Raw genomic sequence first — 26,523 nt, forward strand, 5'->3', positions numbered from 1 at the left:
GGGTAGTAAAAGTAAAAGTAAACGAGCAAGGCATTACCCTGCCCGTTTATAAAACCTTAAACTATCTAAATAATACGTCTTCGCGGTTAAACCACTTAACACAAAAGGCAAGTAACGCGCCGGCTATAATAGCTGTTGCTAAAAATATTAAGCCTACAAGGGTGTAATCTACCGTGCCTTTAACAATTTCTTTAATTGCGAGCGCTACATTAGTAACAGGAATAAAAGCAGTTTTAGCTGTTAGCTCTACATTAGGCATAATGGATACAATGATGGGAAAAAACACCCCCATACTCAATGGTGCCATGTAGTTTTGGGCTTCTTTAAATGTACGAGCATAAATAGATATTGCTAACGCCAATGCTGAGAATATCGCGGCAATAGGTAGTAACAATACAAAAATCATTAATAAATCGCTTACCGCTAATGAGCTAAATGCTGTTTTAATTACTTCTAGGTCTGCAAATGCAAGGGCTACGGCTATCCACCCGCCCATACTGAGTACAGTTATAGTTGTTGATGCAATTGAGGTTGTCAGTAAGGTTATAAATTTGCCTAGTACCAGCTCGGTACGCGTAATAGGTGTAAGCAATAAGGTTTCTAATGTACCGCGCTCTTTTTCACCTGCACCTAAATCTATTGCTGGGTACGTAGCGCCCATAAGAACTATAGGAATAAGTAGGTAGGGCAAAAAGCCTCCTAGTTTTTCACCTAAGTTTTCACGTTTATCGGCGGTATCAACCTTTACTACTTCAATAGGGGTTAAAAGTGCTAAATGGGCTTCTTTTTCAATACCAAAACTGATTAATTTTTCTGTTTGTAATGCATCGCTATACTCTTTGGCGAGCTCTTTTACACGCTGAAATAAAAAGTTGATAGATTTAGCATCATTAAATACCACTTCCCACTTACTTTGCTGGGCATCATTTAAGGCTTGTTTAGCGTTGGTGGGTAAATATATACCCATGTCTATATCACCTGCGATTACCCCTTCTTTTAACTCTTCAATGCTATTAAAGGTTTTAGCACCTTTATAAAGTTCAAAGCTTTTATGATAAAACACTTTTTCGGTAAACTCTGGTGCGTAGTCGCCATTAATAATGGCGTAGGTATGTACCTTTTGTTCAGCATCGAGTGCCGCTTGAGAGCTAATAAACGCCATAACGGCAAATAATAAGGGAAACACCGCAACGGGTAGAGCGACTACAAACAACAAGGTTTTTTTATCTCGTAGGAGTTCTGTTAGTTCCTTTTTAAAAACTTCAAACATCGTGTTTCTCCGTTAATATGTTCATAAACGCTTGGTTTAGCTCTTCACTATTACCTGCCTGTTTGAATTCAGCAAGTGTGCCATCAAAGCAGCTTACGCCTTCATTAATTACCGCAACACGGTCACATAAAAGGGCCACTTCATCTAAATGGTGCGTTGAAAAAATAACAGGCGTGCCTTGCGCCTTTAAGCCTTTTATAAAGTTGATCACTGTTTGTGTGGTCATGATATCAAGGCCTGTGGTTGGCTCATCGAGTACCACCACTTCTGGGTGATGTACCACAGCACGGGCAATATTGGCTTTTTGCTTCATGCCGGTAGATAGGTTTTCTGCACGTTTATCAATAAATTTATGCATGTCGAGCAAAGTAAAAAGTTCTTCACAACGGGCCGCTATTTGCTCTTTGTTCATTCCATGAAGCTTTGCAAAGTATTCAATATTTTCTTTAACGGTCAGGCGACCATACAAACCAGTTGAACCGGATAAAAAACCAATAGACTTGCGCCCTACTAACGGCTTTTTAATTATGTCGTTGCCGGCAATAGTTATTGTGCCTTCATCGGGCTTAAGTGCAGTTGAGAGCATACGCAATGTAGTAGTTTTACCCGCGCCATTAGGGCCAAGTAACCCTAACACTTCACCTTTTGCACATTGAAAGCTGACATCTCTTACTGAATGAAAAAAATCTTTATCTTCACGCGGGTCTATATCATCAACTTTATTTTTTTTATGATCCTTGGTTAACTTAAACTTTTTTTTAAGCCCTGCGACTTCTATCATTTTCGTATCCTTCGTTTAGCTCTAAAGTAGTCGGTATTATCATAGAACGATTCATTCTCATTTGCGTCATGCCACCCTGGTACACCTAACAATGGCAATGGAGAAAGCTGTTTGTTATCGGCTAAGCAATGCTCTATTTTTATCTTCTCATAAAGTACTTGGTCTAGGTACTGATATTGAGTAACTAAATCTTTACAAAATATTTCATCCGGTACACATACAAATAACGCTTTACCCGTTAAACCAATATAGGGCTTTGTGAGCATTTCATAATTAGCGTGGCCAAACATAAAAGGTTGTATTGTTTTGCCCCACTCTTCACGGTGAGTTATAAATGCAGCTTTCCATTGATGGTCTGTTAAAAGCGTTTGCCACTTAGTATCACTAATGGCAAGCACCACGCCGCACTCGTCAAATAATGTGAGTGCATTACGATGTTTAGTACGTTGCTTTAAGCCATGTTGCGCTATTTCTTGTACGTGGCGCTGATTAATAAGCGCCTTGGTTTTTGGAAACAAACACCAAATAAAGCCACCAAATAAATCGTGCCAATTTTTACTGCGTGTTGGCACTACGCCAGTTTCAAAAATGACTTGCTCATAATAGCGCTCACCAAAATCAACGCTTGCATCGTCTTCAAACGTTATGGGGAGGTTATTAGCATTAATGGCATTCAAATATACACTGAACCAATCGGGGGTTGGCCAATCAGTTTGTTTATCAATATTAAACAGTGTTCGTAAGTGCTCAAACGCACCGCTTTTCAAACTACTAACTTGCCATTGCTCGGGCGGAGTAAAGCGCTTCATTTATACCTTTAACAATTTATGCTGTTAATTTGCGGGCAGTTTACCGCAAAAACTGGTTCTAATTAATAGAAGTTAATATACTAATTACATCTTAGAACAAGAATAGAGCTACTATGAAACGATATTTCTCTCTCACTCTGATTGCTGGCGCTGTGTTAGCTGGCTGTGCAACAACAAGTATTACACCTACCGATGTAACAAAGGGTTACAACAGTATTAAAGCAGATGAACTTGCAGCGCACATTAAAGTGCTTGCCTCTGATGAATTTGGCGGTAGAGCGCCTTCATCTGAAGGTGAAAAACTAACCCTAGATTACTTAACTACACAATTTAAAGCATTAGGGTTTGAACCCGGTAATGGTGATAGTTTTTTACAAGAAGTGCCGCTTGTTTCATTAGAAGCTGATTCAAATATGGTATTAAGTATTGGTGGCAAAGATTATCAATACAAAAAAGACATGGTTATGGGCAGTAGCCGCATTAGCGCACAAGAAGGGATTGAAAATTCAGAGCTTGTATTCGTAGGTTACGGTGTAAATGCCCCAGAATATAACTGGAACGATTACGAAGGCCTAGACGTAAAAGGCAAAACTGTTGTTATGCTTGTTAACGATCCGGGTTTTGCAACAAAAGATCCTGCGTTATTTACCGGCGATGCAATGACCTACTATGGCCGCTGGACTTATAAATATGAAGAAGCGAGTCGTCAAGGTGCAGCCGGTGCTATTATCATTCACGAAACAGCCCCTGCGTCATACCCGTGGTCAGTGGTTGAAAACTCATGGAGCGGTGAGCAGTTCGGTTTTCAAAAAGAGAACAACAATATGGACCGCGTTGCGGTTGAAGGCTGGGTGACCACTGATGTAGCAAAAGAGTTATTTGCTAAAGCGGGTCTGGATTTTGAGACTGCAAAAGCCAATGCAGCTAAAGGTGCGTATAACGTCGACATGGGCGATTTAACTGCATCGGTTAATGTTAAAAATACAATTAAAAAATCGGTGTCGTATAACTTTATTGCCACGTTGCCGGGTAGCGAAAAAGCGGATGAACATGTTATTTATTCAGCGCATTGGGATCACCTAGGTACAGATACAACCCGTAAGGGCGACCAAATTTATAATGGGGCACACGATAACGCCACAGGCACTGCGGGGCTAATTGAGGTTGCAGAGGCATTTACTAAGCTGCCAAAACACCCTACTCGCTCAATGACATTTTTAGCTGTTACGGCTGAAGAGCAAGGCTTACTTGGATCTAAATACTACGCTGCTAACCCAGTTATTGCTGCCGATAAAACAGTCGCCAATATAAACATGGATAGCCTAAACTTATTAGGTAAAGTAAAAGACATGAACGTAGTAGGTTTAGGTAAGTCGCAAATGGACGACCTACTAGCCAAAGCAGCAAAAGAGCAAGGTAGAACAATAGCGGGCGACCCTAAACCATCATCAGGTGGTTATTACCGCTCTGATCACTTTGCATTTGCAAACATGGGTATTCCGGCTATGTATGCAGGCGGCGGAACAGTTGCCGCTGATGAGGATACAGCAAATTATCGTAAACGTATGAGCTTAGTGCTACGTGGTTGTTACCATCAACCCTGTGACAGATACCGCGATGAGTGGGATTTATCGGGTGCGGTGCAAGACCTACAATTGTTTTATAAAGTAGGCTTTGATATTTCCGAGCAAGCACAATGGCCTGCATGGTACGAAAACTCAGAGTTTCAACGCAAATAACGTATTTCGCTTGAGCGTAGGTTATTTACCATCGAAAAACTCAAACTGAGCTATCGATTTAAATAGATACAAATGATATTGATTATCATTTTCAAAATATATAGAGTGTGTCCTAGTTAAACTAAAACTGGGGCACACTTATGATTTTACTCTCTCAAATAGGATTTATTACGCCAGCTTCCAAACGGTTTGTTAGCCAAAATAAACGCTTACTCCTACCACTTTTTTTATTGGTATGTTTAGCTGTTCCTAGTCTTCGCGAAATAACCATTACTGCTCTCAGTGATGCGTTTTTTCAGGTTAGTGTATTTGTAGCGGCTACGTTACTTATTTACTACTACGCAATAGAACATATTCCTCAATTAGAAATGAGCTACTTAAGCGCTAAATCTAAGTCACTTGAAGTGCTGTTTGCATCCGTTCTTGGCGCTTTACCCGGCTGTGGTGGTGCAATTATTGTGGTTACTCAATACACTAAAGGCCAAGCAAGCTTTGGGGCTATTGTTGCTGTACTTACCGCCACGATGGGAGATGCTGCTTTTTTACTGCTTGCTACGCGCCCCACTGAAGGTTTAACAATAATGGCTATAGGTTTAGTGGTAGGCACACTGTGTGGATTAATAGTTAATGCAATTCACAAACCTGATTTTTTACGTCCCAGCGCACAAGAGCAAAAACACCAAGTAAAAGTTTTGCCCACTAAAATAATAAAAATTAGCAAACCTGTGTGGATGTTTGCCATTATTCCAAGTTTAATCATTGCGTTTTTAATTGCCTTTAATGTCAACTTTGATCAATTTGGTCAATATACCAGCACCGGTATTAGCTTATTTGGTGCAGCAATGGCACTGTTTACGGTTGTTATTTGGGCCTACTCTTCTAAAGGTGAAACCTATAAAGAAATTACCTCTGAAGAGGATGAATGTAATCCGCCTTCAAAGCTTATAAAAGTATTACAAGATACCCATTTTGTAACTGCTTGGGTGGTGGCTTCGTTCATGCTGTTTGAAATATTAGTCAGTGTGGTAGGCCTTGATTTAAAAACCTGGTTTATGCACTACGCCTATTTAGCACCGTTAATTGCAGTCGCCATTGGTTTTTTACCTGGCTGTGGGCCACAAATAATTGTAACCACGCTTTATATACAGGGCATTATTCCTTTTAGTGCATTAGCTGCTAATGCGATTTCAAATGATGGCGATGCGTTGTTTCCTGCCATTGCAATGGCGCCAAAAGCGGCTGTAATTGCTACCTTGTATACCTCTATACCTGCTTTAGTTGTTGGTTACGGGCTTTACTTTTTAAGTTAACAGTTTAAAAAATCATAAGTACAAAAAAGCTCAGCAATTGCTGAGCTTTTTTAATGTTAGCGTATTATTTATACAGAAACAGGTTCAGCCGCTAACTCTTTTGGATTTGGGCCATAATCGTTCTCACCTTCATGTGAGTCTTGCGCAAGGAATACAATTATAACAATCCAGCCAATGATTGGCACTAACCAAAGTAGCTGCCACCAGCCAGAGCGGCCAGTATCGTGTAAACGGCGTGCGCCAGCGCTCAATTGAGGAATTAACAGTGCCAAGCTATAGATAGTACCAATTACTGCTACACCCATAAGCTCATCAACAACACCTAGTACTATGCTGATTAATAAATTTATTAAGTAAAACATCCAAAATGCTTTACGGCGATTACGTCCTGAAAAATCTGCGTAGCTACGCAGCGCGTTCATATAATGTTCCATTACAATTCCTTAGTGTTAGTTTTTATATTCCCTAGCGGGTTTGTTTTATTACCTTTTAGTAACATTTGTATCTTAATTAAAAACACCGCGCTTTAAAACAAAAAACCAGCAAATTGCTGGTTTTTTATAAGTTTAATTTTTAACTCATTGCCATCATCATTGCCGATGGGTTTTCTAAATACGATTTCCACAAGTTATTAAAGCGAGCAATTGTACCGCCATCAATAACGCGGTGATCGCCTGACCAACTCACTTGCATAATAGCTTTGCTAACAACTTGGCCGCTTTCATCAAAGCGCGGTAAGTGTTGTAACTTCCCTAATGCTACAATAGCAACTTCTGGCTTATTAATAATCGGGGTCGCAATAGTGCCGCCAATTGCCCCAATATTTGAAATGCTAATGGTGCCCCCTTTTAAGTCATCTGGTGCTACGCGCCCCTCGCGTGCTGCATCAGTTAAGCTTGTTAAACTGTTTGCAACTTCAACAATACTCTTAGATTGGCACGATTTAATATTAGGCACTAGCAAACCCACTTTTGAATCCACTGCTACCCCAATATTATGATCGTCAAAGTAGGTAAGCTCAGTGCAATCATCATTTACTTTAGAATTAAGCACTGGGTACTCTTTCATCGCAAGCGATAACGCTTTGATAAAAAATGGCATCATAGTGAGCTTTACACCTTGCGCTTTATACTGCTCTTTTAAACTCGCTCGCAGGGCAATTAATTGCGTTAAGTCTATCTCGTCACTAAAGGTAAAGTGAGGGATTGTAGAGACCGAGGCCATCATTTGCTTTGCCATAGCCGCTTTAATGCCTTTAATTGGCTCTGCTCGCATTCCACCGTTTTGTGTTTGTGGCGATTGTGGCTCTTTATTTTGAGTAACGCTGTTTTTAGTAGTAGCACTACTAAGTGGTGATGTATCTATTGTGTTAGGTACCTCACCTTTAATAAATTCTTCTATGTCTTGTTTATAAATGCGGCCATTTTTACCGCTGCCCGGTACGCACGTTAAATCAACATCAAGCTCTCGCGCTTTGCGCCTTACAGCTGGAGAGGCAACCGCTTTTTTATTAACAACTTTATTTGCTGTTGTTTGCTGCGTTGCTACAGATTTATCTGCCGCTTTACTTTGTGCTTTTACAACGGCTTCGTTTACATCTACATTGGGTTTCGCTGTACTGCCGGCTATGCTCATTTGAAATAACGGGCTGTGTACTTGGGCAATCTCACCTTTTTGATAGTAAAGCTTTTGCACTGTACCTGTGTATTTAGCCGGAATTTGTACAAGAGCTTTATCGGTCATTACATCACACACAGCCTGATCTTCTTGTATTTCATCGCCTTCGGCCACTAGCCAATCAACAATTTCACACTCAACAATCCCCTCACCAATATCTGGAAGAATAAAATCTTCTAAATGCTCTGACGATGCGTTGTCGCTTTGTGTATTTTGCACTTGCTCTGTGTGTGTTTCATCGCTTTGGCTTTGCTCATCGGCTACATTCATAGCAAACAAGGGTGCATGAACCTGCGCTATCTCCCCTTTTTGATAATACAATTTAGTGATTACGCCATCGTGCACAGCCGGTATTTGCACTAGGGCTTTATCGGTCATCACGTCACAAATGGGTTGATCTTCTTTTACTGTGTCACCCTCTTGTATTAGCCATTCAACCACTTCGCACTCAACAATGCCTTCACCAATATCGGGTAATATAAAATCTTTAGCCATGGTATCCCCTAAAAATCCATTGATTGTTTAATTGCGGCCATTACTTTTAGCGCATCAGGCACATATTCTTTTTCAAGTGCTAATGGGTAAGGTGTATCTAACCCACATACTCGCATAATAGGTGACTCAAGGTGTAAAAAGCACTCTTGCTGAATAGTCGCCGCAATTTCGGCACCAAAACCATTGGTAATAGGCGCTTCGTGGCTTATCACTAAACGTCCTGTTTTAGTAACCGACTTAGCAATTGTCTCAACATCCCAAGGTAATATGCTTCTAAGGTCAATCACCTCACAACTAATGCCTTGTTCATTGGCTTGTTTTGCTGCGTTTTCAACAATTTCCATTTGCGCGCCCCACGCAAGTACAGTGATATCTGTACCTTCTTGTACTACTTCTGCTTTACCCAGCTCAATGCTGTAATCATCCTCTGGTACTTCGCCGGTAGAAGCGCGGTATAAACGTTTAGGCTCGAAGAAAATAACGGGGTTATCGTCTTTAATACTTGCTCGTAGTAACCCTTTTGCTTGGTACGGGTTACGCGGTACCACTATTTTTAGCCCTGGCGTATGGGCAAAGTATGCCTCTGGCGATTGTGAGTGATATAAGCCCCCCGCAATACCGCCACCATACGGGGTGCGAATCGTTAAATTGCCCACGTTAAATTCATTACCACTGCGGTATCTAAATTTGGCAGACTCATTAACTATTTGGTCAAATGCCGGAAAAATATAATCAGCAAATTGTATTTCAGCAAGTGCAGGCGCGCCAAACGCGGCTAAGCCATTGGCAAAACCTAAAATACCTTGCTCTGTAAGCGGTGTGTTAAATACGCGGTGTTTACCGTACTTTTCTTGCAAACCTGAGGTCGCCCTAAAAACACCACCAAAATAGCCAACATCTTCACCAAAAATACACGCCTGAGGGTGCTCATTCATGGTGATATCGAGCGCAGAATTAATTGCGTGTAGCATGTTCATTTTAGCCATTACTTAATTCTCCCTGCTGTTATTGGGTACGCATCTGGGTGCTGCTTTATATGTGCTTTTAAATCGTTATATTGGCGCTCAAGTGAGGGAACTGGCGTATCGTAAACATCTGATATTAGCTCTTCAAGCGCTGGCTTTTGCACTTTTTCAGCACGTTTAAGGGCGGCTAAAATATCTTCACGAATAGTGTCTTTCGCTTTAGCATCGTCCTCTTCGTTTAACCACTCTTGTTTGATCAACCATTTTTTAAATTTATCAATTGGGCAAACTTTATGCGTGGCCTCTTCATCTTTTGAGCGGTAACCACTTGGATCATCTGAGGTTGAGTGAGCACCTAATCTGTACGCTATTGACTCAATTAATACCGGCTCGCCCTGCGTTGCTGCAAGTTCGCGGGCCTTTTGTGTTGCTGCAAACACGGCTAATGCATCTGAGCCATCAACACGTATGGTTTTAATGCCATACCCTACGCCTCGCGATGCTATACCATCGCCTTTAAATTGCTCATCTGCAGGTGTTGATATTGCATACCCGTTATTACGTGCAAAAAATATAACAGGGGCTTTGTGTACCGCAGCCATATTTAAACCCGCATGAAAGTCACCTTCAGATGCTGCGCCCTCACCAAAGTAACAAATAGTCACATTATCTATGGTGCTTGCAAGTTCGCCGGTTTTTGCGTCAATGTGTTTTACTTTTTGCCCGTAGGCATACCCTGTAGCTTGAGGAATTTGCGTACCGAGGGGCGATGATATGGTCATATAATTTAATTCTTTTGAACCATAATGAATCGGCATTTGGCGCCCTTTTCCTAAATCTAACTCATTAGAAAACATTTGATTCATAAATTGGTCAAGCGTAAATCCGCGGTAATGCAAAGCGGCTTGCTCGCGGTATTGCGCCATAATCATGTCATCTTGATCAAGTGCAGCAGCAGAGGCAGTAACAGCGGCTTCTTCACCTAAACATTGCATATAAAAGCTTACGCGGCCTTGGCGCTGCGCCCCTTGCATCCGCTCATCGAGTAGGCGAATAAAACGCATTGTTTCGTATAGTTTAATTGCTGTGTGTTTAGAAATAGTCGGTGCGGTAGCACTAGGATGAATGTCGCCGTCCTCAGTTAAAATACTAAGGGTTGGAATAGTTAGCGCATGACCGTCTATAAACTCGAGGTCGTGGTTAATATTCAGCGATACGTTATTTGGATTACTCATAACCTACCTTCTCTTGTTGTCTGTGATACAGCACCCCTTTTAAGTTTTTATTATGGGTGAGGCTTGCGAATAAACTTTGCAGCATCTGCGCTGTATTTAATTAAAGCTGCCACCACCTTACGTTAACGTAAGATGTTATTCAACAAGTGTAAGACGAAACAAAAGTAAAATACGATTAAAAATATGGAAAGTTAACTGTACGCATTCATTAAACTAATAAAAACATACAGTTAAACATATAAGGCGAGTGGTCTGATGAGTTTTATTAGACGAAATTACTATCTACTTGCATAGGAATAACGGTAAGCAGTGCCCTTTGCCCAAGCACAACGTGCGCATTTGGAAAAATAATAGCTTCCCCTTCCACATCGGCATAATAAGGGGTATCGCCGTCTGTTGCTAGCAACTCACCTTTAGCAAACCCTGTGAAATTTTCTGCATCATCAGAAAACGGAAAGCTAAAGTCCTGTTGCGTTCTATTAATTGTGCGATGTACGGCAAACAGCTCAAAATCACTTGCATTAAATTGAGGGTATTGGACTTCTTTTTGGCTAATTAATGCAGTTAGCGTTTGCTTGGTTTTTGCAAAGCGAGCCATGTCGTTTTCACCAAACGGTTTAACTTGACCCAGTTCAACGGTAAATGAATCAGCGCTATGAACAAACGAAGAATAGTAACTGAATGTGGTTGCCGGTGATTTCATCATCAATACGGTATTTACACCGCAGCTAAGTAAAAATTGTAACTGCGATTTTTTCCATGGTTTACCATGAAGATAAGGATACACAGCAAATTTTTCATTTTTTGAGCCACGTATAGCAGTATGTAAATCATAATGATAACGTGCACTGCCTTGCTCACCCCGTGTAAAAAAGTCAGTTACATACTCTTCTAGTTTTGCTGCGCGTTTGCGCTCATCGTTCATTGGCACACCTTTAACAGTGTGGTGGCCGTTAAACAAACGGTTTAGGTTTTCTTCTACAAAACGCAGGCCAATATTTATTGATTTTGGATTACCAAATATAAAGAGCACACGCTGATTTAATGCAAGCTCACCTTTTATTATGGTTTTTATTAGCTCGTCACATATTTCTATAGGTGCGGTTTCGTTACCGTGTACAGCGCTTGAAAGCACAACATCTTTTGTTGTTGTACCCTGAGGTTGAAATTCAATAACACCTGTATCGTGAACAGTTACGCGCGTTCCATTTTCTAAAGCAAATTCACTTGCCTCTAAATGCCATTCATTGTCGCGACTGAGTGTTAAAAAATCGCCGCTATTTATTAGTTCATTTAAATAATCTGGTTTGGCTAACATGATAAGCCCTTTTATAGTGTGAGAGATACAAACAAAAACGGCTGAATAAATCAGCCGTTTTTAAATACTGTAAGCCGTGTTAGCTGATCACAGAATCAACTAATTGCTTCGCTTCTTTTTCTAGTAGTGCTAAATGCTCTTCACCTTTGAAAGACTCAAGATAAATTTTATAAATATCTTCAGTACCAGAAGGGCGTGCTGCAAACCAGCCGTTTTCAGTCACTACTTTTAAGCCGCCAATGGCCGCATCATTGCCAGGGGCATGAGTCAGTTTTTGTAAAATAGGTTCACCAGCTAATGTATCGGCTTTAACATCGCTTGCACTAAGTGCTTTTAAACGTGACTTTTGCGCACTGCTAGCAGGGGCATCTAAACGCTTGTATAGTGGAGAGCCAAATTCTTGCTCTAGCTCTTTATAAAGCGCTGATGGTGTTTTACCTGTTACTGCGAGTATTTCAGCTGCAAGTAACCCCATAATAAAGCCGTCTTTGTCGGTACACCATACGCTGCCATCAAAACGTAAAAACGCAGCACCAGCACTTTCTTCGCCACCAAAGGCAAGCTTGCCTTTGTTTAAGCCATCGACAAACCACTTAAAGCCTACCGGCACTTCTTTAACTTTACGCTCATTACGAGCTACTACGCGGTCAATCATTGAGCTAGAAACCAGCGTTTTGCCAATTTCTACACTGCTGTCCCAGTCGCGGTGTTTTAATAAATAATCAATCGCTACCGCTAAAAAGTGATTAGGATTCATTAACCCATCTGGGGTAACAATACCGTGGCGGTCGTAATCTGGGTCGTTGCCAATAGCAATATCAAAGTCGTCTTTTAATTTAATTAAATTAGCCATTGAGTAAGGTGATGAACAATCCATACGGATTTTGCCATCTTTATCAAGTGGCATAAATGCAAAACGCGGATCAACACTGTCGTTTACTACGGTTAAATCTAAATTATATTTTTGCGCTATTAATGGCCAAAAGTTAATACCAGAGCCACCTAGCGGGTCAATACCTACTTTAATACCCGCATCGCTAACGGCTTTTAAATTAACGATATTTTCTAAGTCGTTAATATATGGCGTCATTAGGTCTTCGTATTTAATAAACCCTGAACGCGATGCTTTAGCAAATGGAAACAGCTCAACTTCTACTAAGTCTTCTAATAGTAATTGATTTGCTCTATCTTCAATCCATTTAGTTACGTCGGTGTCTGCTGGGCCGCCGTTAGGTGGATTGTATTTAAAGCCACCGTCTTCTGGCGGGTTATGTGAAGGCGTTACCACAATACCGTCGGCTAATTCGTTAGGATTTAATTTGTTATGGCAAACAATAGCATGGCTAATGACAGGGGTTGGCGTGTAATCGTGATTTTGCTGGGTGATTACTTGCACCTCATTAGCCACTAATACTTCTATGGCAGAGTTAAAAGCAGCTTCACTTAATGCATGCGTATCTTTACCTAAAAAAAGCGGACCAAAAATGTCGTTTTGCTTTCTGTAGTCACAAATAGCTTGTGTAATGGCTAAAATATGAGATTCGTTAAACTTAACATCGTAAGAGCAACCACGGTGACCCGACGTACCAAAAGCAACACAATGCTCTGGGTTTTGCTCTAAGTCTGGCTCATTTAAGTAATAAGCCGATACCAGTTTTGGTACGTTAACTAAAGTTGAATGTGGCGCAGTTTTCCCAGCACCTGAATGAATAGCCATGTTTATTTCCTTACAAGTAATCGCGAATTTCTTCTGCTTGCTCTGCTGAATAACCTAAGCACAGCGCAACCTCGTGTAGCATCATTTTTTTACGTGTCGTGTTTGAATTTGTCATTACCCAGTACTCACTGTCGGTAATGTTTTTAGGGTTCATACTACTGCCGCTATTAACTAAGTCTTCTTTGCTGGTTGCAAAGTAAACGCGGTCGCGCCCTTTTATATCAAGCACAGCACTAAACTCTTTTTTATGCGTTCTATAAAAAGCACTTAAAATAAATAAAAACCTGCCTACCACCCCTTTTTGCATTGCTAGTTCTTCTTTATTTAGAATATTAAATACATTAGCGTTTGTTTGCTTCACTGGTGTGACAACCTCTTGCTCTTGGCTGTCGTTAGTAGCTGGCGTGTCGTCAAGTGGGTCTTGAGTAGCTGTTTGGTTGTTTTGATTGTTCTTAGCAACGGGAGTGTTGTCATCACCGTTTAGATTTAATAAACGACGTAAAATAGTGGATGCGCTTTCGCCAATACTTTGTGTATTGCTAGCAATATACTGATATAACTCGTCGTCTATGTCGATTTGTTTCATGTTGTTCCTGTCATTACGGGCCACATTTTTTCTTTCCCCGTGATTATACCCAAACCAAATATAAATGCGAGTTACAACAAGCACTCGCACAAACATATCCTATAAACGTGCTAATAAAGGTGTGTTGATTATTTGCTTATAAACCCAATGTAGTAATTAACAGCTTTTAAAAGTACTACTCATATTTTTATCTCCATTAGGCTGGTAACACCAAATAGCCCACAACTGGCGTAAAAATAAACGGTGTTACCCCATAAAAGGCGCGTGCAGAGCAGTTAACCGTTATATCTTTTGCTTTTTAGGGCAATGCTCGGCAAACTAAGCCTAAATTTTAGGAGGCGGTCATGCTATTAAACTATAAACAATACGGTGAAGGTCCGGATGTAGTGATCATTCATGGTTTATTTGGCTCTTTAGAAAACCTAAATGTTATTGCAAAACCATTGAGCGAGCACTTTAGGGTAACGAATGTAGATTTGCGTAACCATGGCGCTTCACCGCACAGTAATGAAATGAACTACCCTGCAATGGCCGCAGATATTGTTGAGCTAATGAACGCGTTAAATATTAACAATGCGCACCTGATTGGCCACTCAATGGGCGGTAAAGTGGCGATGGAAGTGGCGCTAATGCATAGCCAAAAAGTAAATAAGCTAGTGGTACTTGATATTGCCCCTGTGAGTTACCCTGCCCGCCATACACAGATTATTAATGCACTAAAAAAAGTGGCAACAAGCCAGGTTACTGATAGAAAACAAGCCGATGCTATTATGAGCGAGTACATTAATGAGCTAGGTGTTAGGCAGTTTTTACTAAAAAGCTTAGCTAAAAACGACGATGGACAGTACAAATGGCGATTTAATTTAGATGTACTTGATGAAAAATATTCGACAATCACAGCTAACGTTAATGAAAACAATTCTTGTTTGTGCGATACTTTATTTATCAAAGGCAACGATTCTGATTACATACTGCCAGAATACCGCGATGAAATAACAAAGCGCTTTAAAAATACACGAGCAAAAATTATACACGGTGCAGGACATTGGCTTCATGCTCAAAAACCCGCTGCAGTTAATAAAGCAATAAATGACTTTTTAACAGGGCTTTAATGCAATTTTAATCATGTGTTTTTGGTTATCCGTACTAAATTAATGCATATTTATATGCTATAGTACGCGCCGTTTAATTTAAAGGTTATACGTTGATGGTCAGTCAGTTTATTAACGAATTTGATACCCTAGGGTTGTACTTTGGCTTAGCCGGTATTTTTGTATTCATCGGCCTGGCAATTAAAGACGTACTTAATAGTGGTAACGTACCTAAGTTTGGTCGCTACATTGTGTGGGGCGTCCTCTTTTTAGGGTGTTCTGGCTTTATTGCGAAAGGACTTATACAAGTTTTTTGGCAAGGTGCAGGTGTAGGTTAGGCATGGCGAAGTCAGAAACAGATAGAACAACTCCCGATTTATTTGAATACGAAAAGCGCCCAGGCAGGCCTAAAACGAACCCTTTACCAAGGGATATGCAGTTAAAGGTTAATAAACGTAATCAAATAAAACGAGATAAAGCACGCGGTTTAAAGCGTGTAGAATTTAAAGTTTCATCACAGTTATATCAGGCACTGAGTGATATGGCAGATGCACAAAATATTAGCCGTAGTGCGCTGATTGAAACAATTTTACAAGAAAGATTGGCTATTGATAGATAAAAGGTTTGAAGTCCATGGCAAGTGTAGGCATTTTTTTCGGAAGTGACACAGGTAATACAGAACACGTAGCAAAAATGATCCAAAAAGAATTGGGTAAAAAGCTTGTGGCTGTACACGACATTGCAAAAAGCTCTAAAGAAGAGATTGCAGAGTTCGATTTAATCTTATTCGGCATTCCTACTTGGTACTACGGTGAAGCACAATGTGATTGGGATGACTTTTTCCCTGAGCTTGAAGAAGTAGACTTTGAAGGTAAGCTAGTGGCTATTTTTGGTTGTGGCGACCAAGAAGACTACGCAGAATACTTTTTAGACGCTATGGGTATGATCAACGACATCGTTACCGAGCGCGGTGCTATTGTGGTTGGCCATTGGTCTAGTGAAGGCTACGACTTTGAAGCATCTAAAGGTATGGCTGATGACACACACTTTGTAGGCTTAGGTATTGATGAAGACCGCCAACCTGAATTAACAGAGCAACGTGTTAAAGCATGGTGCGCACAAGTATATGATGAAATGTGCTTAAGCGAACTAGCAGACTAACCTCCCCCCTTTTATCGCTAACTGTTTAAATAATTATCAAACAGTTAGCGACTTTAGAATTAATAGCAAAATTGATCAATTGTTCTTTGCACTCAGTGCTTAGGCGCGTTATCCTTGTTATTGCTAATGTGTCGTATGCATCTGTAAGAGATGTCTAGTATAACCAAACAAATTTGAGACAGATTTAATGACTGATCATAACTTGGAACTTAAAAAAGCCGGTTTAAAAGTAACTTTACCGCGTATTAAAATCTTAGAAATTCTACAATCTCCAGATAACCAACACATCAGCGCTGAAGATGTATACAAAATTCTTTTAGATTTAGGTGAAGAAATTGGTCTTGCGACTGTTTACCGTGTATTAAACCAATTTGATGACGCAGGTATTGTAAGCCGTCACCATTTTGAAGGCGGAAAGTCAGTATTTGAACTTTCTGGCAGCACTCACCACGACCACCTAGTGTGTTTAAAATGTGGTAAAGTTGTTGAATTTGAAGATGACTTAATTGAACGTCGCCAGTTAGAAATAGCCGAAGAAAACGGTATTACACTAACAAATCACTCTTTATACCTATACGGTGAGTGTCAAGACAAAGCAGCGTGTAAAGCATTTAGCGATTCAAATAGCTAATAACGCGCTATAGTAATAAAAAAACCTGCTTTTGCAGGTTTTTTTGTGCTTAAAATTAAGCATTTAAACTGTGTTTAATACCAATTTGCAATAATAATATATTATGCAAATTGGTATTTTAAAGCGTTACTGCTTCTCGATTTTAGCCCATGAATCTCTAAGACCAACCGTTTGGTTGAATACTAAATTTTCTGACTTTGTATCACGTGAGAAATAGCCAGTACGCTCAAACTGGAAGCCTTGGGCTGGTTCGGCTTTAGCAAGCGATGCTTCTAGTTTTGCATTTTCTAATACAACTAACGAATCAGGGTTAAGTGTCGATTCGAACTCTTCAGCTGCACCTGGGTTTGGTACATTAAATAAACGGTCATACAATCTAACTTCTGCATTAACCGACTCAGGCGCAGAAACCCAATGAATAACCCCTTTTACTTTACGACCGTCACTTGGGTTTTTACCTAGTGTTTCGTTGTCGTAAGTACAATAAATAGTGGTGATTTCACCATTTTCATCTTTTTCTACACGCTGGGCTTTAATTACATAAGCACCACGTAAGCGTACTTCTTTATCAAGTACTAAGCGTTTAAATTTATTATTCGCTTCTTCGCGGAAATCTTCACGCTCAATGAAAAGCTCACGAGTAAACGGTACTTCACGACGCCCCATTTCTTCTTTATTAGGGTGGTTAGCTACCGACAATGTCTCTACTTTATCTGCATCAAAGTTTTCTATTACAACTTTAACTGGATCGAGTACTGCCATTGCGCGTGGTGCGTTTTCATTTAAGTCTTCACGGATACACGCTTCAAGCATACCCATTTCAACCATGTTTTCTTGCTTAGTCACACCGATACGTAAACAGAACTCACGTATTGAAGCCGGTGTATAACCACGACGACGTAAACCAGCAATAGTTGGCATACGTGGGTCATCCCACCCTTCTACATAGTTATTTACAACTAAGTCGTTTAGCTTACGCTTAGACATAATTGTGTATTCAAGATTTAAGCGCGAAAACTCAATTTGCTGTGGGTGGCACTCAAGGCTGATATTATCAAGTACCCAGTCGTATAAACGACGGTTATCTTGAAACTCAAGTGTACACAATGAATGGGTTATCCCCTCAAGCGCATCAGAAATACAATGTGTGAAGTCATACATTGGGTAAATGCACCACTTGTCACCTGTTTGATGGTGATGAGCAAAACGAACGCGATAAATAATTGGATCGCGAAGCACCATAAATGAGCTTGCCATATCAATTTTAGCGCGTAGCACACACTCACCTTCTTTGAATTCACCCGCGCGCATTTTTTCAAACAAGGCGAGGTTTTCTTCTACTGAGGTGTCTCTGTATGGGCTGTTTTTACCCGGCTCTTTTAACGTACCGCGATACTCGCGTGCTTGATCGGCCGTTAAAAAACAAACGTACGCTAAGCCTTTTTCAATAAGCTCTACTGCATAGCCGTATAGGGTATCAAAATAGTTTGACGAATATTTTATCTCACCACTCCAGTTGAAGCCTAACCACTGCACGTCTTCTTTGATTGAATTAACGTAGTTAATATCTTCTTTTTCTGGGTTTGTATCATCAAAACGTAGGTTACATAAACCATCGTAATCTTTTGCAATGCCAAAATTCAAACAAATTGATTTTGCATGGCCAATATGTAAAAAGCCATTTGGTTCAGGTGGAAAACGTGTATGCGTAGTTGCATGTTTGCCACTTGCTAAATCTTCATCAATTCGAGTTCTTATAAAGTTACTTGGGCGATTCTCAATTTCCGCCATAGGAGTGCGATCCTCTGAATATTCGTGATAACAAAACTAATGCATTATTACAAAAACAAACACTAACATACAGCACTAGATGCGGGTTTATTCTAGTTATTATGACAATGGTGCATTAGTTTATTACTTAAATTTGTTTTAGCGCAATATTTGAGTCATGAAAGGCATTTATAGTACCTAAACTTAAGCTCCTTAAAAGGATTCAAAGATGGCCAGTTCTACACAACACAGAGTTTATATTCCAACAAATGCACGAGCTAATCACTATTTACTCGCTGAAATAACACCCACTGATGACTTTTACACAAGTTTTAGCGATATCGATAGTTGCTATACCCGCATTGCCAAGCAACTATTTGCAAGCTGTGATGAATACGAGCTACATAATGTACACCTACTCGCTAACGACAAATTACCTGTGGTCAGATTTCATGATGAGTCGTATCAATTAGAAACAGCAAAGCAAATGTTGTTTTTTTACAACCCGCGTTACCACGAGGCGCACAAACTACACTACACCCCTACTTTTAAAAGTAAAAAAATTCGCTTGTTATTTTTAGCCACCGGTGATGATTTACGCGCAAGCTCGGCACAATTTCACAGCAGGGTGCAAAAAGTGTTAGATAATTTACAAACACAATTATTTATTGAACAACCCCAGTTTAAGCTTCGCGATCATCAGCATTTAACCTATGACTTATTTGCCAAGAGTAAAGGCTGCAACCAAAGTTACGGCTACAAACTTAGAAGCCTATACCCCCGTTATTTAGCTCGCCAATGTAAAATACCCGCCGAGCATGCAGAAATGACCTATGCAACGTTTTCTATACCGGTTTCGCGCGGCATTAAAACGCAATTTCAAAGCTTAATAAATAAAAATAATTACACTGAGTTTTATAACTACTTTGCCCAATCATTTAAAGGGTGCTGCGAGCGATACGAATTATCTCACGGCGCTATGGTTGCAAATGGTGCAAGGCCCATAGTGCGTAATAGCCAAATAGATAAAAATGATGGGAATGCAGAATTACAAAAAATAAGTTTTGATGTGAATGGCACAGCCACGCAAATACATATTTTTTTCAATGCTGAAAAGTTAGTTGAGTCACTACATTTTGTGATTGTTGCCACCCATAAAGATAAACATGAAATGGGCTACGGCCGCTTTATGAATCAAGTAGAAAAAACAATACACGCTATGTGCTCAGAGCTGGCAATAAATAAAGAACGACAAGATTTATCAGTACGGTTTTTTCAACACATTAGTTACCCATACTAATTTTTAAGCCAATAACAAAAAGGCTCGCAAATGCGAGCCTTTTTAAAGATTAAGCAAACTGATTACCAGCCTGTTTTCTCTTTAAGTGCTTTACCGATATCAGCAAGTGAACGTACAGTTTGTACGCCAGCAGCTTCTAGTGCAGCAAATTTCTCATCAGCAGTACCTTTACCGCCTGCGATGATTGCGCCAGCGTGACCCATACGCTTACCTTCTGGTGCAGTTACACCAGCAATGTAAGAAACAACAGGCTTAGTTACGTTAGCTTTAATGTACTCTGCAGCTTCTTCTTCTGCAGTACCACCAATTTCACCAATCATTACAATTGCTTCAGTTTGTGGATCTTTTTCGAACATTTCTAGCACGTCGATAAAGTTAGTACCTGGGATTGGGTCGCCACCAATACCAACACACGTAGACTGACCAAAACCAGCGTCTGTAGTTTGTTTAACTGCTTCGTACGTTAAAGTACCAGAGCGAGAAACAATACCTACTTTACCAGGCTTGTGGATGTGACCAGGCATGATACCAATCTTAGTCTCACCAGGAGTGATAACACCTGGACAGTTAGGACCGATCATGCGAACACCAGAGTTATCAAGCTTAACTTTAACGTCAACCATGTCTAGTGTTGGGATACCTTCAGTGATACAAACAATTAGCTCGATGCCCGCATCGATAGCTTCTAAGATTGCATCTTTACAGAACGGTGCTGGTACGTAGATAACTGACGCTGTTGCGCCTGTTTCTTTAACTGCATCGCGTACTGTGTTGAATACTGGAAGACCAAGGTGCGTTTGACCGCCTTTACCTGGGCTTACACCACCAACCATTTGTGTACCGTACTCAAGCGCTTGCTCAGAGTGGAAAGTACCTTGGCCACCAGTGAAACCTTGACAGATAACTTTTGTATCTTTATTGATTAATACAGACATTATTTGCCCTCCGCAGCAGCTACAACTTTCTCAGCAGCGTCTGTTAGTGATTCAGCAGCGATGATATCTAGGCCAGAGTTCTTAAGAACGTCACGACCTAATTCAGCGTTAGTACCTTCTAAACGTACAACTACAGGCACGTTTACACCTACTTCTTTAACTGCGCCAATGATACCTTCAGCAATCATGTCACAACGTACGATACCACCAAAGATGTTAACTAAAACAGCTTTTACGTTATCGTCAGAAAGGATGATTTTGAATGCTTCAGAAACACGCTCTTTAGTCGCGCCGCCACCAACATCTAGGAAGTTAGCTGGCTTACCGCCGTGTAGATTTACGATGTCCATAGTACCCATCGCTAGGCCTGCACCGTTAACCATACAACCTACGTTACCATCTAGTGCTACGTAGTTAAGCTCGAAGCTTGCTGCGTGAGCTTCACGTGCATCTTCTTGAGATGGATCGTGCATTTCACGGATTTTTGGTTGACGGTAAAGTGCATTACCATCTATACCGATTTTGCCGTCAAGACAGTGAAGGTTACCTTCGTCTGTGATTACTAACGGGTTGATTTCAAGAAGAGCGAAATCAAAATCGTTGAACATGTTGCCAAGACCCATAAAGATCTTAACGAACTGCTTCATTTGTGTAGGGTTAAGACCCAGTTTAAAACCTAACTCACGTGCTTGGTAAGCTTGAGGACCCACTAATGGATCGATCTCTGCTTTGTGGATAAGCTCTGGAGTTTCTTCAGCAACAGTTTCAATTTCAACACCGCCTTCAGTAGACGCCATGAAAACAACTTTGCGAGAAGCACGGTCAACAACTGCACCTAAGTACAATTCGTTAGCGATATCTGTACAGCTTTCTACTAAAATTTTAGCAACAGGCTGACCATTTTCGTCTGTTTGGTAAGTAACTAAGTTTTTACCTAACCAGTTAGCAGCGAATTCTTTTACTTCTTCGATTGTTTTAACTAGCTTAACACCGCCAGCTTTACCACGGCCACCTGCGTGAACCTGAGTTTTAACAACCCACATATCACCGCCAATTTTTTCGGCAGCTGCTGCAGCTTCTTCAGGTGTATCGCAAGCGAAACCTTGAGAAACTGGTAAACCATATTCGGCAAAAAGTTGTTTTGCCTGATACTCATGCAAATTCATGATGCTTTATCCAATTTTTTATACTAAAAGAGCTGAATATTTATGCAAATAAACAGCTATCCCAAATTGCGCACCTAGTATAGATCCCAAGGCTTAACATGAAAACCCCAGTAACACCAAAGGCGCAAAAAAAAAGCTGTGAATTGTCATTCACAGCTTATATTTCATACTACTCGATTAAACATCCAGTAATAAGCGAGTTGGATCTTCAAGTAACTCTTTAATAGTCACTAAGAAACCAACAGATTCTTTACCATCGATTTGGCGGTGATCGTAAGATAGTGCCAAATACATCATAGGAAGAATTTCAACTTTACCATTTACAGCCATAGGACGCTCTTGGATTTTGTGCATACCCAAGATTGATGACTGTGGTAAGTTAATAATAGGCGTAGAAAGTAACGAACCAAATACACCACCGTTAGTAATGGTAAAGTTACCACCTGTCATATCGTCAAGTGTTAGTTTACCGTCACGGCCTTTAAGGGCTAATTCACGAATACCTTTCTCGATTTCAGCAACAGATAGTTTGTCGCAATCTTTAAGTACTGGTGTAACTAAACCACGGGGTGTAGATACAGCGATGCTGATATCAAAGTAATTGTGGTAAACAATATCGTCACCATCAATTGATGCATTTACGTCAGGGAAACGCTTAAGTGCTTCAGTTACTGCTTTCACGTAGAAAGACATAAAGCCTAAACGAATACCGTGACGCTTCTCGAATACTTCTTGGTATTGCTTACGAAGGTCCATGATAGGTTTCATGTTTACTTCGTTAAACGTAGTTAACATTGCTGTTGAGTTTTTCGCTTCTAATAAACGATTAGCAATGGTTTTACGTAAGCGCGTCATTGGTACACGTTTTTGTGTACGGTCACCCACAGGTGCAGCAGGTGCTGAAGCAGCTTCTTTTTTAGCAGCTGGAGCAGGTGCTTTTAAGAAAGTATCAACGTCTTCTTTAGTTACACGGCCGTTTTTACCTGTGCCTTTAATTTTAGACGCATCAAGCCCTTTTTCAGCGATTAAACGACGTACAGACGGCGTTAATACATCTGAGCTATCGTTAGACTCACTTGCAGCAGGCGCTTCTTCTGCTTTAGCTGCAGGTGCTGCTGGAGCGCCGCCCGCTTTAACGTTACCAATAACTTGTTCGCCAAGTACAGTATCGCCTTCTGCGTTTAGTTGCTCGCCCATGATACCGTCTTCTTGAGCTACTACTTCAAGAACAACTTTATCAGTTTCAATATCTACCAAGTTTTGGTCGCGAGTTACCGCTTCACCTGGTTGTACATGCCATGTAGCAATTGTTGCGTCTGCAACTGATTCTGGAAGTACAGGTACTTTAATGTCCACTTCTTTACCTTCTGATGCTGGAGCTGATTGCGCCGCAGGCGCGTCTTCTGATTTTTCAGGTGCGGCTTCTTCTTTAGCCGGAGCACTGTCACTTGCTGGTGCTGCATCAGCATCACCAAGTAAACCGATAACTTGGTCGCCAAGTACCGTTGCACCTTCTTCTTGTGATATTTCAGTAATTACACCGTCATTTTGTGCAACCACTTCTAAAACCACTTTATCTGTTTCAATGTCTACTAAGTTTTGGTCACGGCTTACTTTGTCGCCTACACTTACATGCCATGTAGCAACGGTAGCATCTGCAACCGACTCAGGAAGAACAGGAACTTTAATTTCTGTGCTCATTGCTTATCCTTTCTTTTGTATAGTAAGCGCGTCTGCAACGAGCGCTTGTTGTTCTTTAGTATGTACTGACATGTAACCACACGCTGGAGATGCCGACGCCTTACGCCCTGCGTAAGTCAATTTAGCACCCTGTGGGATTGCATCAATAAAGTGATGTTGCGAACAGTACCAAGCACCTTGGTTTTGTGGCTCTTCTTGACACCAAACAAAATCAGTAACGTGTTGGTAACGTTCCATAATCGTGTCCATTTCTGCATGCGGGAACGGGTATAACTGCTCCACACGTACAATAGCAATGTTGTCTTGCTCAAGCTTACGACGCTCTTGTAATAGTTCGTAGTAAACTTTACCACTACAAAATACTACGCGTTCTACTTTCTCAGGGTTAATATCATCGATTTCGTCGATCATATTATGGAATACACCTTGTGAAAGTTCTTCAAGTGAAGATACCGCAAGTGGGTGACGAAGTAGTGATTTTGGTGTCATTACAATCAATGGACGACGAAGTGGTCTAACTGATTGACGACGTAGCATAGCGTAAACTTGTGCAGGTGTTGAAGGAACACACACTTGCATGTTGTGATCAGCACAAAGCTGTAAAAAACGCTCTAAACGTGCAGAACTATGCTCTGGACCTTGACCTTCATAACCATGCGGAAGCAAACATGTTAAGCCACATAAACGGCCCCACTTTTGCTCACCAGAGCTTAAGAACTGGTCAAATACGACTTGTGCACCATTTGCGAAGTCACCAAACTGGGCTTCCCAAAGGACTAATGATGTAGGTTCAGCTGTTGCATAACCATATTCAAAAGCAAGTACCGCTTCTTCTGATAAAACAGAATCAAATACTTCAAAGGTACCTTGGTCTTCACTTAAATTTTGAAGAGGGAGGTAAGTTGAACCATCTGACTGGCTATGTACTACAGCATGGCGGTGGAAGAAAGTACCACGCCCTGAGTCTTGGCCAGTTAAACGTATATCTGTGCCTTCAGAAGCAATTGTTGCATAAGCAAGTGTTTCTGCCATACCCCAATCTAGTGGTTTTTCGCCACTTGCCATAAGCTTACGGTCATCGTAAATCTTTTTAACACGAGACTGTGCTTTATATTGCTCAGGGAACTGCGCAACTTGTTCGCCAAGTGCTTTTAGCTTATCTACCGGTACGCTTGCGTCGTACTCAACATTCCACTCATGGCCAACATATTTTGCCCAATCAGATGAGTGCGAAGTTTCTGGCTGAATTTCTTCAACAACACAGTTACCTTCATCTAAGCCGTTACGGTATTCATCAGCTAATGCTTTAATTTCACTCTCAGTGAATGAGCCTTCAGACATAAGTTGATCAGCGTAAATTAAACGCGGAACCGCATGCTTTTTAATTTTTTGGTACATAAGAGGCTGTGTTGCATTAGGCTCATCAGCTTCGTTATGACCATGGCGGCGATAACATACTAAATCGATTACTACGTCACGTTTAAACTGGTTTCTAAAATCAAGTGCAAGTTGTGTAACAAATGCAACGGCTTCAGGGTCATCAGAGTTAACGTGGAAGATTGGTGACTGAACCATTTTAGCAATGTCAGTACAGTAATCTGTAGAACGTACGTCGTCTTGTTTTGAGGTTGTAAAACCAACTTGGTTATTTACAACAATACGGATACTACCACCACATGAGAAGGCATTTGTTTGCGACAAATTAAATGTTTCTTGTACAACACCTTGGCCTGTAATCGCTGAGTCACCGTGGATAGTAATAGGTAATGCTTTGCTACCTGAACTGTCACCTAAACGGTCTAAACGTGCTCTTACTGAGCCCATAACCACAGGATTAACAATTTCTAGGTGAGAAGGGTTAAACGCAAGTGCCATATGAACATTGCCACCTTTGGTCGCAAAGTCAGATGAATAACCCATATGGTATTTAACGTCACCAGAGCTTAACGTGTCTTTGTGTTTACCAGCAAACTCATCGAATAACTCAGATGGGTTTTTACCTAACACATTAACTAGTACGTTTAAGCGACCGCGGTGGGCCATACCAATAACTGCTTCTTTTTGCCCGCTTTCGCCGGCACGGTGAATAAGTTCTTTAAGCATAGGAACTAACGCATCACCACCTTCAAGTGAGAAACGCTTAGCACCAGGGAACTTTGCACCTAAATATTTTTCAAGACCATCTGCTGCGGTTAATCCTTTAAGGATACGCAGTTTTTCTTCTTTAGAAAAAGTAGGTCGTGATTGAACAGATTCTAAACGCTGTTGTAACCAACGCTTTTCTTCTGTTGATGTGATGTGCATATACTCAGCACCAATAGAACCACAATAGGTGGTTTTAAGTGCCTGGTATAGTTCACCTAAAGGCATAGTATCGCGGCCTACGGCAAACGATCCTACGTTAAATTCGCGGTCAAAATCAGCTTTAGATAAGTCGTGGTATTCTAGCTCTAAATCTCGAACACGCTCTCGTTGCCAAATGCCTAATGGATCTAGGTTAGCATTTTGGTGTCCTCGAAAGCGGAAAGCATTAATAAGTTGTAGTACTTTAACCTGTTTAAGGTCACCGCCACTACCCTCTGCTACCACTACCTCTCTATGCTTGTTTTTAGCAAGCGCCGCAAACTGTGAACGAACTTCTGAATGCTTTACTTCAACATCCACACCATCTACTTTAGGTAATTGTTCGAACACTTCTCGCCATTCTTCTGGCACAGAAGTCGCATCATCTAAATACGCTTCATAAAGCTCTTCTACATAAGCAACGTTGCCGCCGTTTAAATGTGAAGATTCTAGCCATGCCTTCATCACACCTTCGTGCATTTATAAGCCCTTTTCTTTAGCGCAGAAATTAATAGTTGTCATA

At 40.8% G+C, this 26,523-nt stretch carries 23 protein-coding genes; 8 read left to right on the forward strand and 15 right to left on the reverse strand.

Annotated elements, in window-relative coordinates; genetic code table 11:
* Positions 1–61: 61 nt before the first annotated feature.
* From PSH50_RS00685 to PSH50_RS00695, 3 genes are read right to left on the reverse strand one after another with little or no spacing between them, the layout of a single operon-like run.
* Positions 62–1,270 carry an ABC transporter permease gene (locus PSH50_RS00685; RefSeq protein WP_024033560.1) on the reverse strand — a complete coding sequence of 403 codons (1,209 nt, stop codon included), beginning with the start codon at positions 1,268–1,270 and terminating at the stop codon, positions 62–64.
* Positions 1,263–2,051 carry an ABC transporter ATP-binding protein gene (locus PSH50_RS00690; protein WP_024033559.1) on the reverse strand — a complete coding sequence of 263 codons (789 nt, stop codon included), beginning with the start codon at positions 2,049–2,051 and terminating at the stop codon, positions 1,263–1,265. Before PSH50_RS00690 ends, PSH50_RS00685 begins: the two co-directional genes overlap by 8 nt.
* On the reverse strand, positions 2,048–2,860 hold the full coding sequence (locus PSH50_RS00695; RefSeq protein ID WP_273587322.1) for a DUF3025 domain-containing protein: 813 nt from the start codon (positions 2,858–2,860) through the stop codon (positions 2,048–2,050). The genes PSH50_RS00690 and PSH50_RS00695 overlap by 4 nt, the downstream gene beginning before the upstream one ends.
* Positions 2,861–2,973: 113 nt before the next feature.
* Here PSH50_RS00695 and PSH50_RS00700 point away from each other — a divergent pair, with 113 nt between their 5' ends.
* Together PSH50_RS00700 and PSH50_RS00705 are read left to right on the forward strand one after the other, a co-directional pair.
* Positions 2,974–4,599, forward strand: coding sequence for a M28 family metallopeptidase (locus PSH50_RS00700; RefSeq protein WP_138685666.1), 1,626 nt, complete (start codon positions 2,974–2,976; stop codon positions 4,597–4,599).
* A gap of 140 nt (positions 4,600–4,739) precedes the next feature.
* Positions 4,740–5,909: a putative manganese transporter gene (locus PSH50_RS00705; RefSeq protein ID WP_273587323.1), complete on the forward strand. Its 1,170-nt coding sequence runs from the start codon at positions 4,740–4,742 to the stop codon at positions 5,907–5,909.
* 68 nt (positions 5,910–5,977) lie between these two features.
* On the opposite strand, the gene PSH50_RS00710 is transcribed toward PSH50_RS00705, so the two are convergent.
* The 7 genes from PSH50_RS00710 to seqA form a co-directional block, all read right to left on the reverse strand.
* Positions 5,978–6,343 (reverse strand): DUF805 domain-containing protein, encoded by a 366-nt coding sequence (locus tag PSH50_RS00710; protein ID WP_054982556.1) that lies wholly within the window; start codon positions 6,341–6,343, stop codon positions 5,978–5,980.
* 139 nt (positions 6,344–6,482) lie between these two features.
* On the reverse strand, positions 6,483–8,081 hold the full coding sequence (locus PSH50_RS00715) for a dihydrolipoyllysine-residue acetyltransferase (RefSeq protein ID WP_273587324.1): 1,599 nt from the start codon (positions 8,079–8,081) through the stop codon (positions 6,483–6,485).
* An 8-nt stretch (positions 8,082–8,089) separates the two neighbouring features.
* Positions 8,090–9,067, reverse strand: a complete 978-nt coding sequence (locus tag PSH50_RS00720) for an alpha-ketoacid dehydrogenase subunit beta (protein WP_024033553.1) — start codon at positions 9,065–9,067, stop codon at positions 8,090–8,092.
* Positions 9,067–10,281, reverse strand: a complete 1,215-nt coding sequence (locus PSH50_RS00725; protein ID WP_273587326.1) for a thiamine pyrophosphate-dependent dehydrogenase E1 component subunit alpha — start codon at positions 10,279–10,281, stop codon at positions 9,067–9,069. Before PSH50_RS00725 ends, PSH50_RS00720 begins: the two co-directional genes overlap by 1 nt.
* A gap of 265 nt (positions 10,282–10,546) precedes the next feature.
* Positions 10,547–11,599, reverse strand: coding sequence for a succinylglutamate desuccinylase (astE, locus tag PSH50_RS00730; protein WP_273587327.1), 1,053 nt, complete (start codon positions 11,597–11,599; stop codon positions 10,547–10,549).
* A 79-nt stretch (positions 11,600–11,678) separates the two neighbouring features.
* Positions 11,679–13,316, reverse strand: coding sequence for a phosphoglucomutase (alpha-D-glucose-1,6-bisphosphate-dependent) (gene pgm, locus PSH50_RS00735; protein ID WP_004586669.1), 1,638 nt, complete (start codon positions 13,314–13,316; stop codon positions 11,679–11,681).
* A 10-nt stretch (positions 13,317–13,326) separates the two neighbouring features.
* On the reverse strand, positions 13,327–13,902 hold the full coding sequence (gene seqA / locus PSH50_RS00740; RefSeq protein ID WP_273587328.1) for a replication initiation negative regulator SeqA: 576 nt from the start codon (positions 13,900–13,902) through the stop codon (positions 13,327–13,329).
* Positions 13,903–14,246: 344 nt separating this feature from the next.
* On the opposite strand from seqA, the gene PSH50_RS00745 reads away from it, so the two are divergent.
* The 5 genes from PSH50_RS00745 (at position 14,247) to fur (ending at position 16,785) form a co-directional block, all read left to right on the forward strand.
* Complete coding sequence (locus PSH50_RS00745; protein ID WP_055253688.1) at positions 14,247–15,014, forward strand: alpha/beta fold hydrolase; 768 nt, start codon at positions 14,247–14,249, stop codon at positions 15,012–15,014.
* Between the two features lie 95 nt (positions 15,015–15,109).
* Entirely contained in the window at positions 15,110–15,331 is a 222-nt protein-coding gene (locus PSH50_RS00750) for a DUF2788 domain-containing protein (protein WP_004586672.1), read from the forward strand.
* A gap of 2 nt (positions 15,332–15,333) precedes the next feature.
* Positions 15,334–15,612 carry a LexA regulated protein gene (ybfE, locus tag PSH50_RS00755; protein WP_004586673.1) on the forward strand — a complete coding sequence of 93 codons (279 nt, stop codon included), beginning with the start codon at positions 15,334–15,336 and terminating at the stop codon, positions 15,610–15,612.
* Between the two features lie 14 nt (positions 15,613–15,626).
* Complete coding sequence (fldA, locus tag PSH50_RS00760; protein ID WP_004586674.1) at positions 15,627–16,154, forward strand: flavodoxin FldA; 528 nt, start codon at positions 15,627–15,629, stop codon at positions 16,152–16,154.
* 187 nt (positions 16,155–16,341) lie between these two features.
* On the forward strand, positions 16,342–16,785 hold the full coding sequence (gene fur / locus PSH50_RS00765; RefSeq protein WP_004586675.1) for a ferric iron uptake transcriptional regulator: 444 nt from the start codon (positions 16,342–16,344) through the stop codon (positions 16,783–16,785).
* A gap of 126 nt (positions 16,786–16,911) precedes the next feature.
* Here fur and glnS read toward each other — a convergent pair whose 3' ends face one another.
* A complete protein-coding gene (gene glnS / locus PSH50_RS00770; protein ID WP_054982561.1) occupies positions 16,912–18,576 on the reverse strand; it encodes a glutamine--tRNA ligase in 1,665 nt (554 codons plus the stop codon).
* Between the two features lie 208 nt (positions 18,577–18,784).
* Here glnS and PSH50_RS00775 point away from each other — a divergent pair, with 208 nt between their 5' ends.
* The gene (locus PSH50_RS00775) at positions 18,785–19,855 is read left to right on the forward strand and encodes a DUF3083 family protein (RefSeq protein ID WP_096041661.1); all 1,071 of its coding nucleotides are present in this window, start codon (positions 18,785–18,787) and stop codon (positions 19,853–19,855) included.
* A gap of 62 nt (positions 19,856–19,917) precedes the next feature.
* On the opposite strand, the gene sucD is transcribed toward PSH50_RS00775, so the two are convergent.
* From sucD to PSH50_RS00795, 4 genes are all read right to left on the reverse strand, one after another.
* On the reverse strand, positions 19,918–20,790 hold the full coding sequence (gene sucD / locus PSH50_RS00780; RefSeq protein ID WP_004586678.1) for a succinate--CoA ligase subunit alpha: 873 nt from the start codon (positions 20,788–20,790) through the stop codon (positions 19,918–19,920).
* Entirely contained in the window at positions 20,790–21,956 is a 1,167-nt protein-coding gene (gene sucC / locus PSH50_RS00785; protein ID WP_004586679.1) for an ADP-forming succinate--CoA ligase subunit beta, read from the reverse strand. Before sucC ends, sucD begins: the two co-directional genes overlap by 1 nt.
* A 177-nt stretch (positions 21,957–22,133) precedes the next feature.
* Positions 22,134–23,657, reverse strand: a complete 1,524-nt coding sequence (gene odhB / locus PSH50_RS00790) for a 2-oxoglutarate dehydrogenase complex dihydrolipoyllysine-residue succinyltransferase (protein WP_273587340.1) — start codon at positions 23,655–23,657, stop codon at positions 22,134–22,136.
* A 3-nt stretch (positions 23,658–23,660) separates the two neighbouring features.
* Complete coding sequence (locus PSH50_RS00795) at positions 23,661–26,480, reverse strand: 2-oxoglutarate dehydrogenase E1 component (RefSeq protein WP_004586681.1); 2,820 nt, start codon at positions 26,478–26,480, stop codon at positions 23,661–23,663.
* Positions 26,481–26,523: the final 43 nt, after the last annotated feature.

The sequence above is a fragment of the Pseudoalteromonas sp. Angola-7 genome, assembly GCF_028599255.1.
GTDB classification, from domain to species: domain Bacteria; phylum Pseudomonadota; class Gammaproteobacteria; order Enterobacterales; family Alteromonadaceae; genus Pseudoalteromonas; species Pseudoalteromonas atlantica.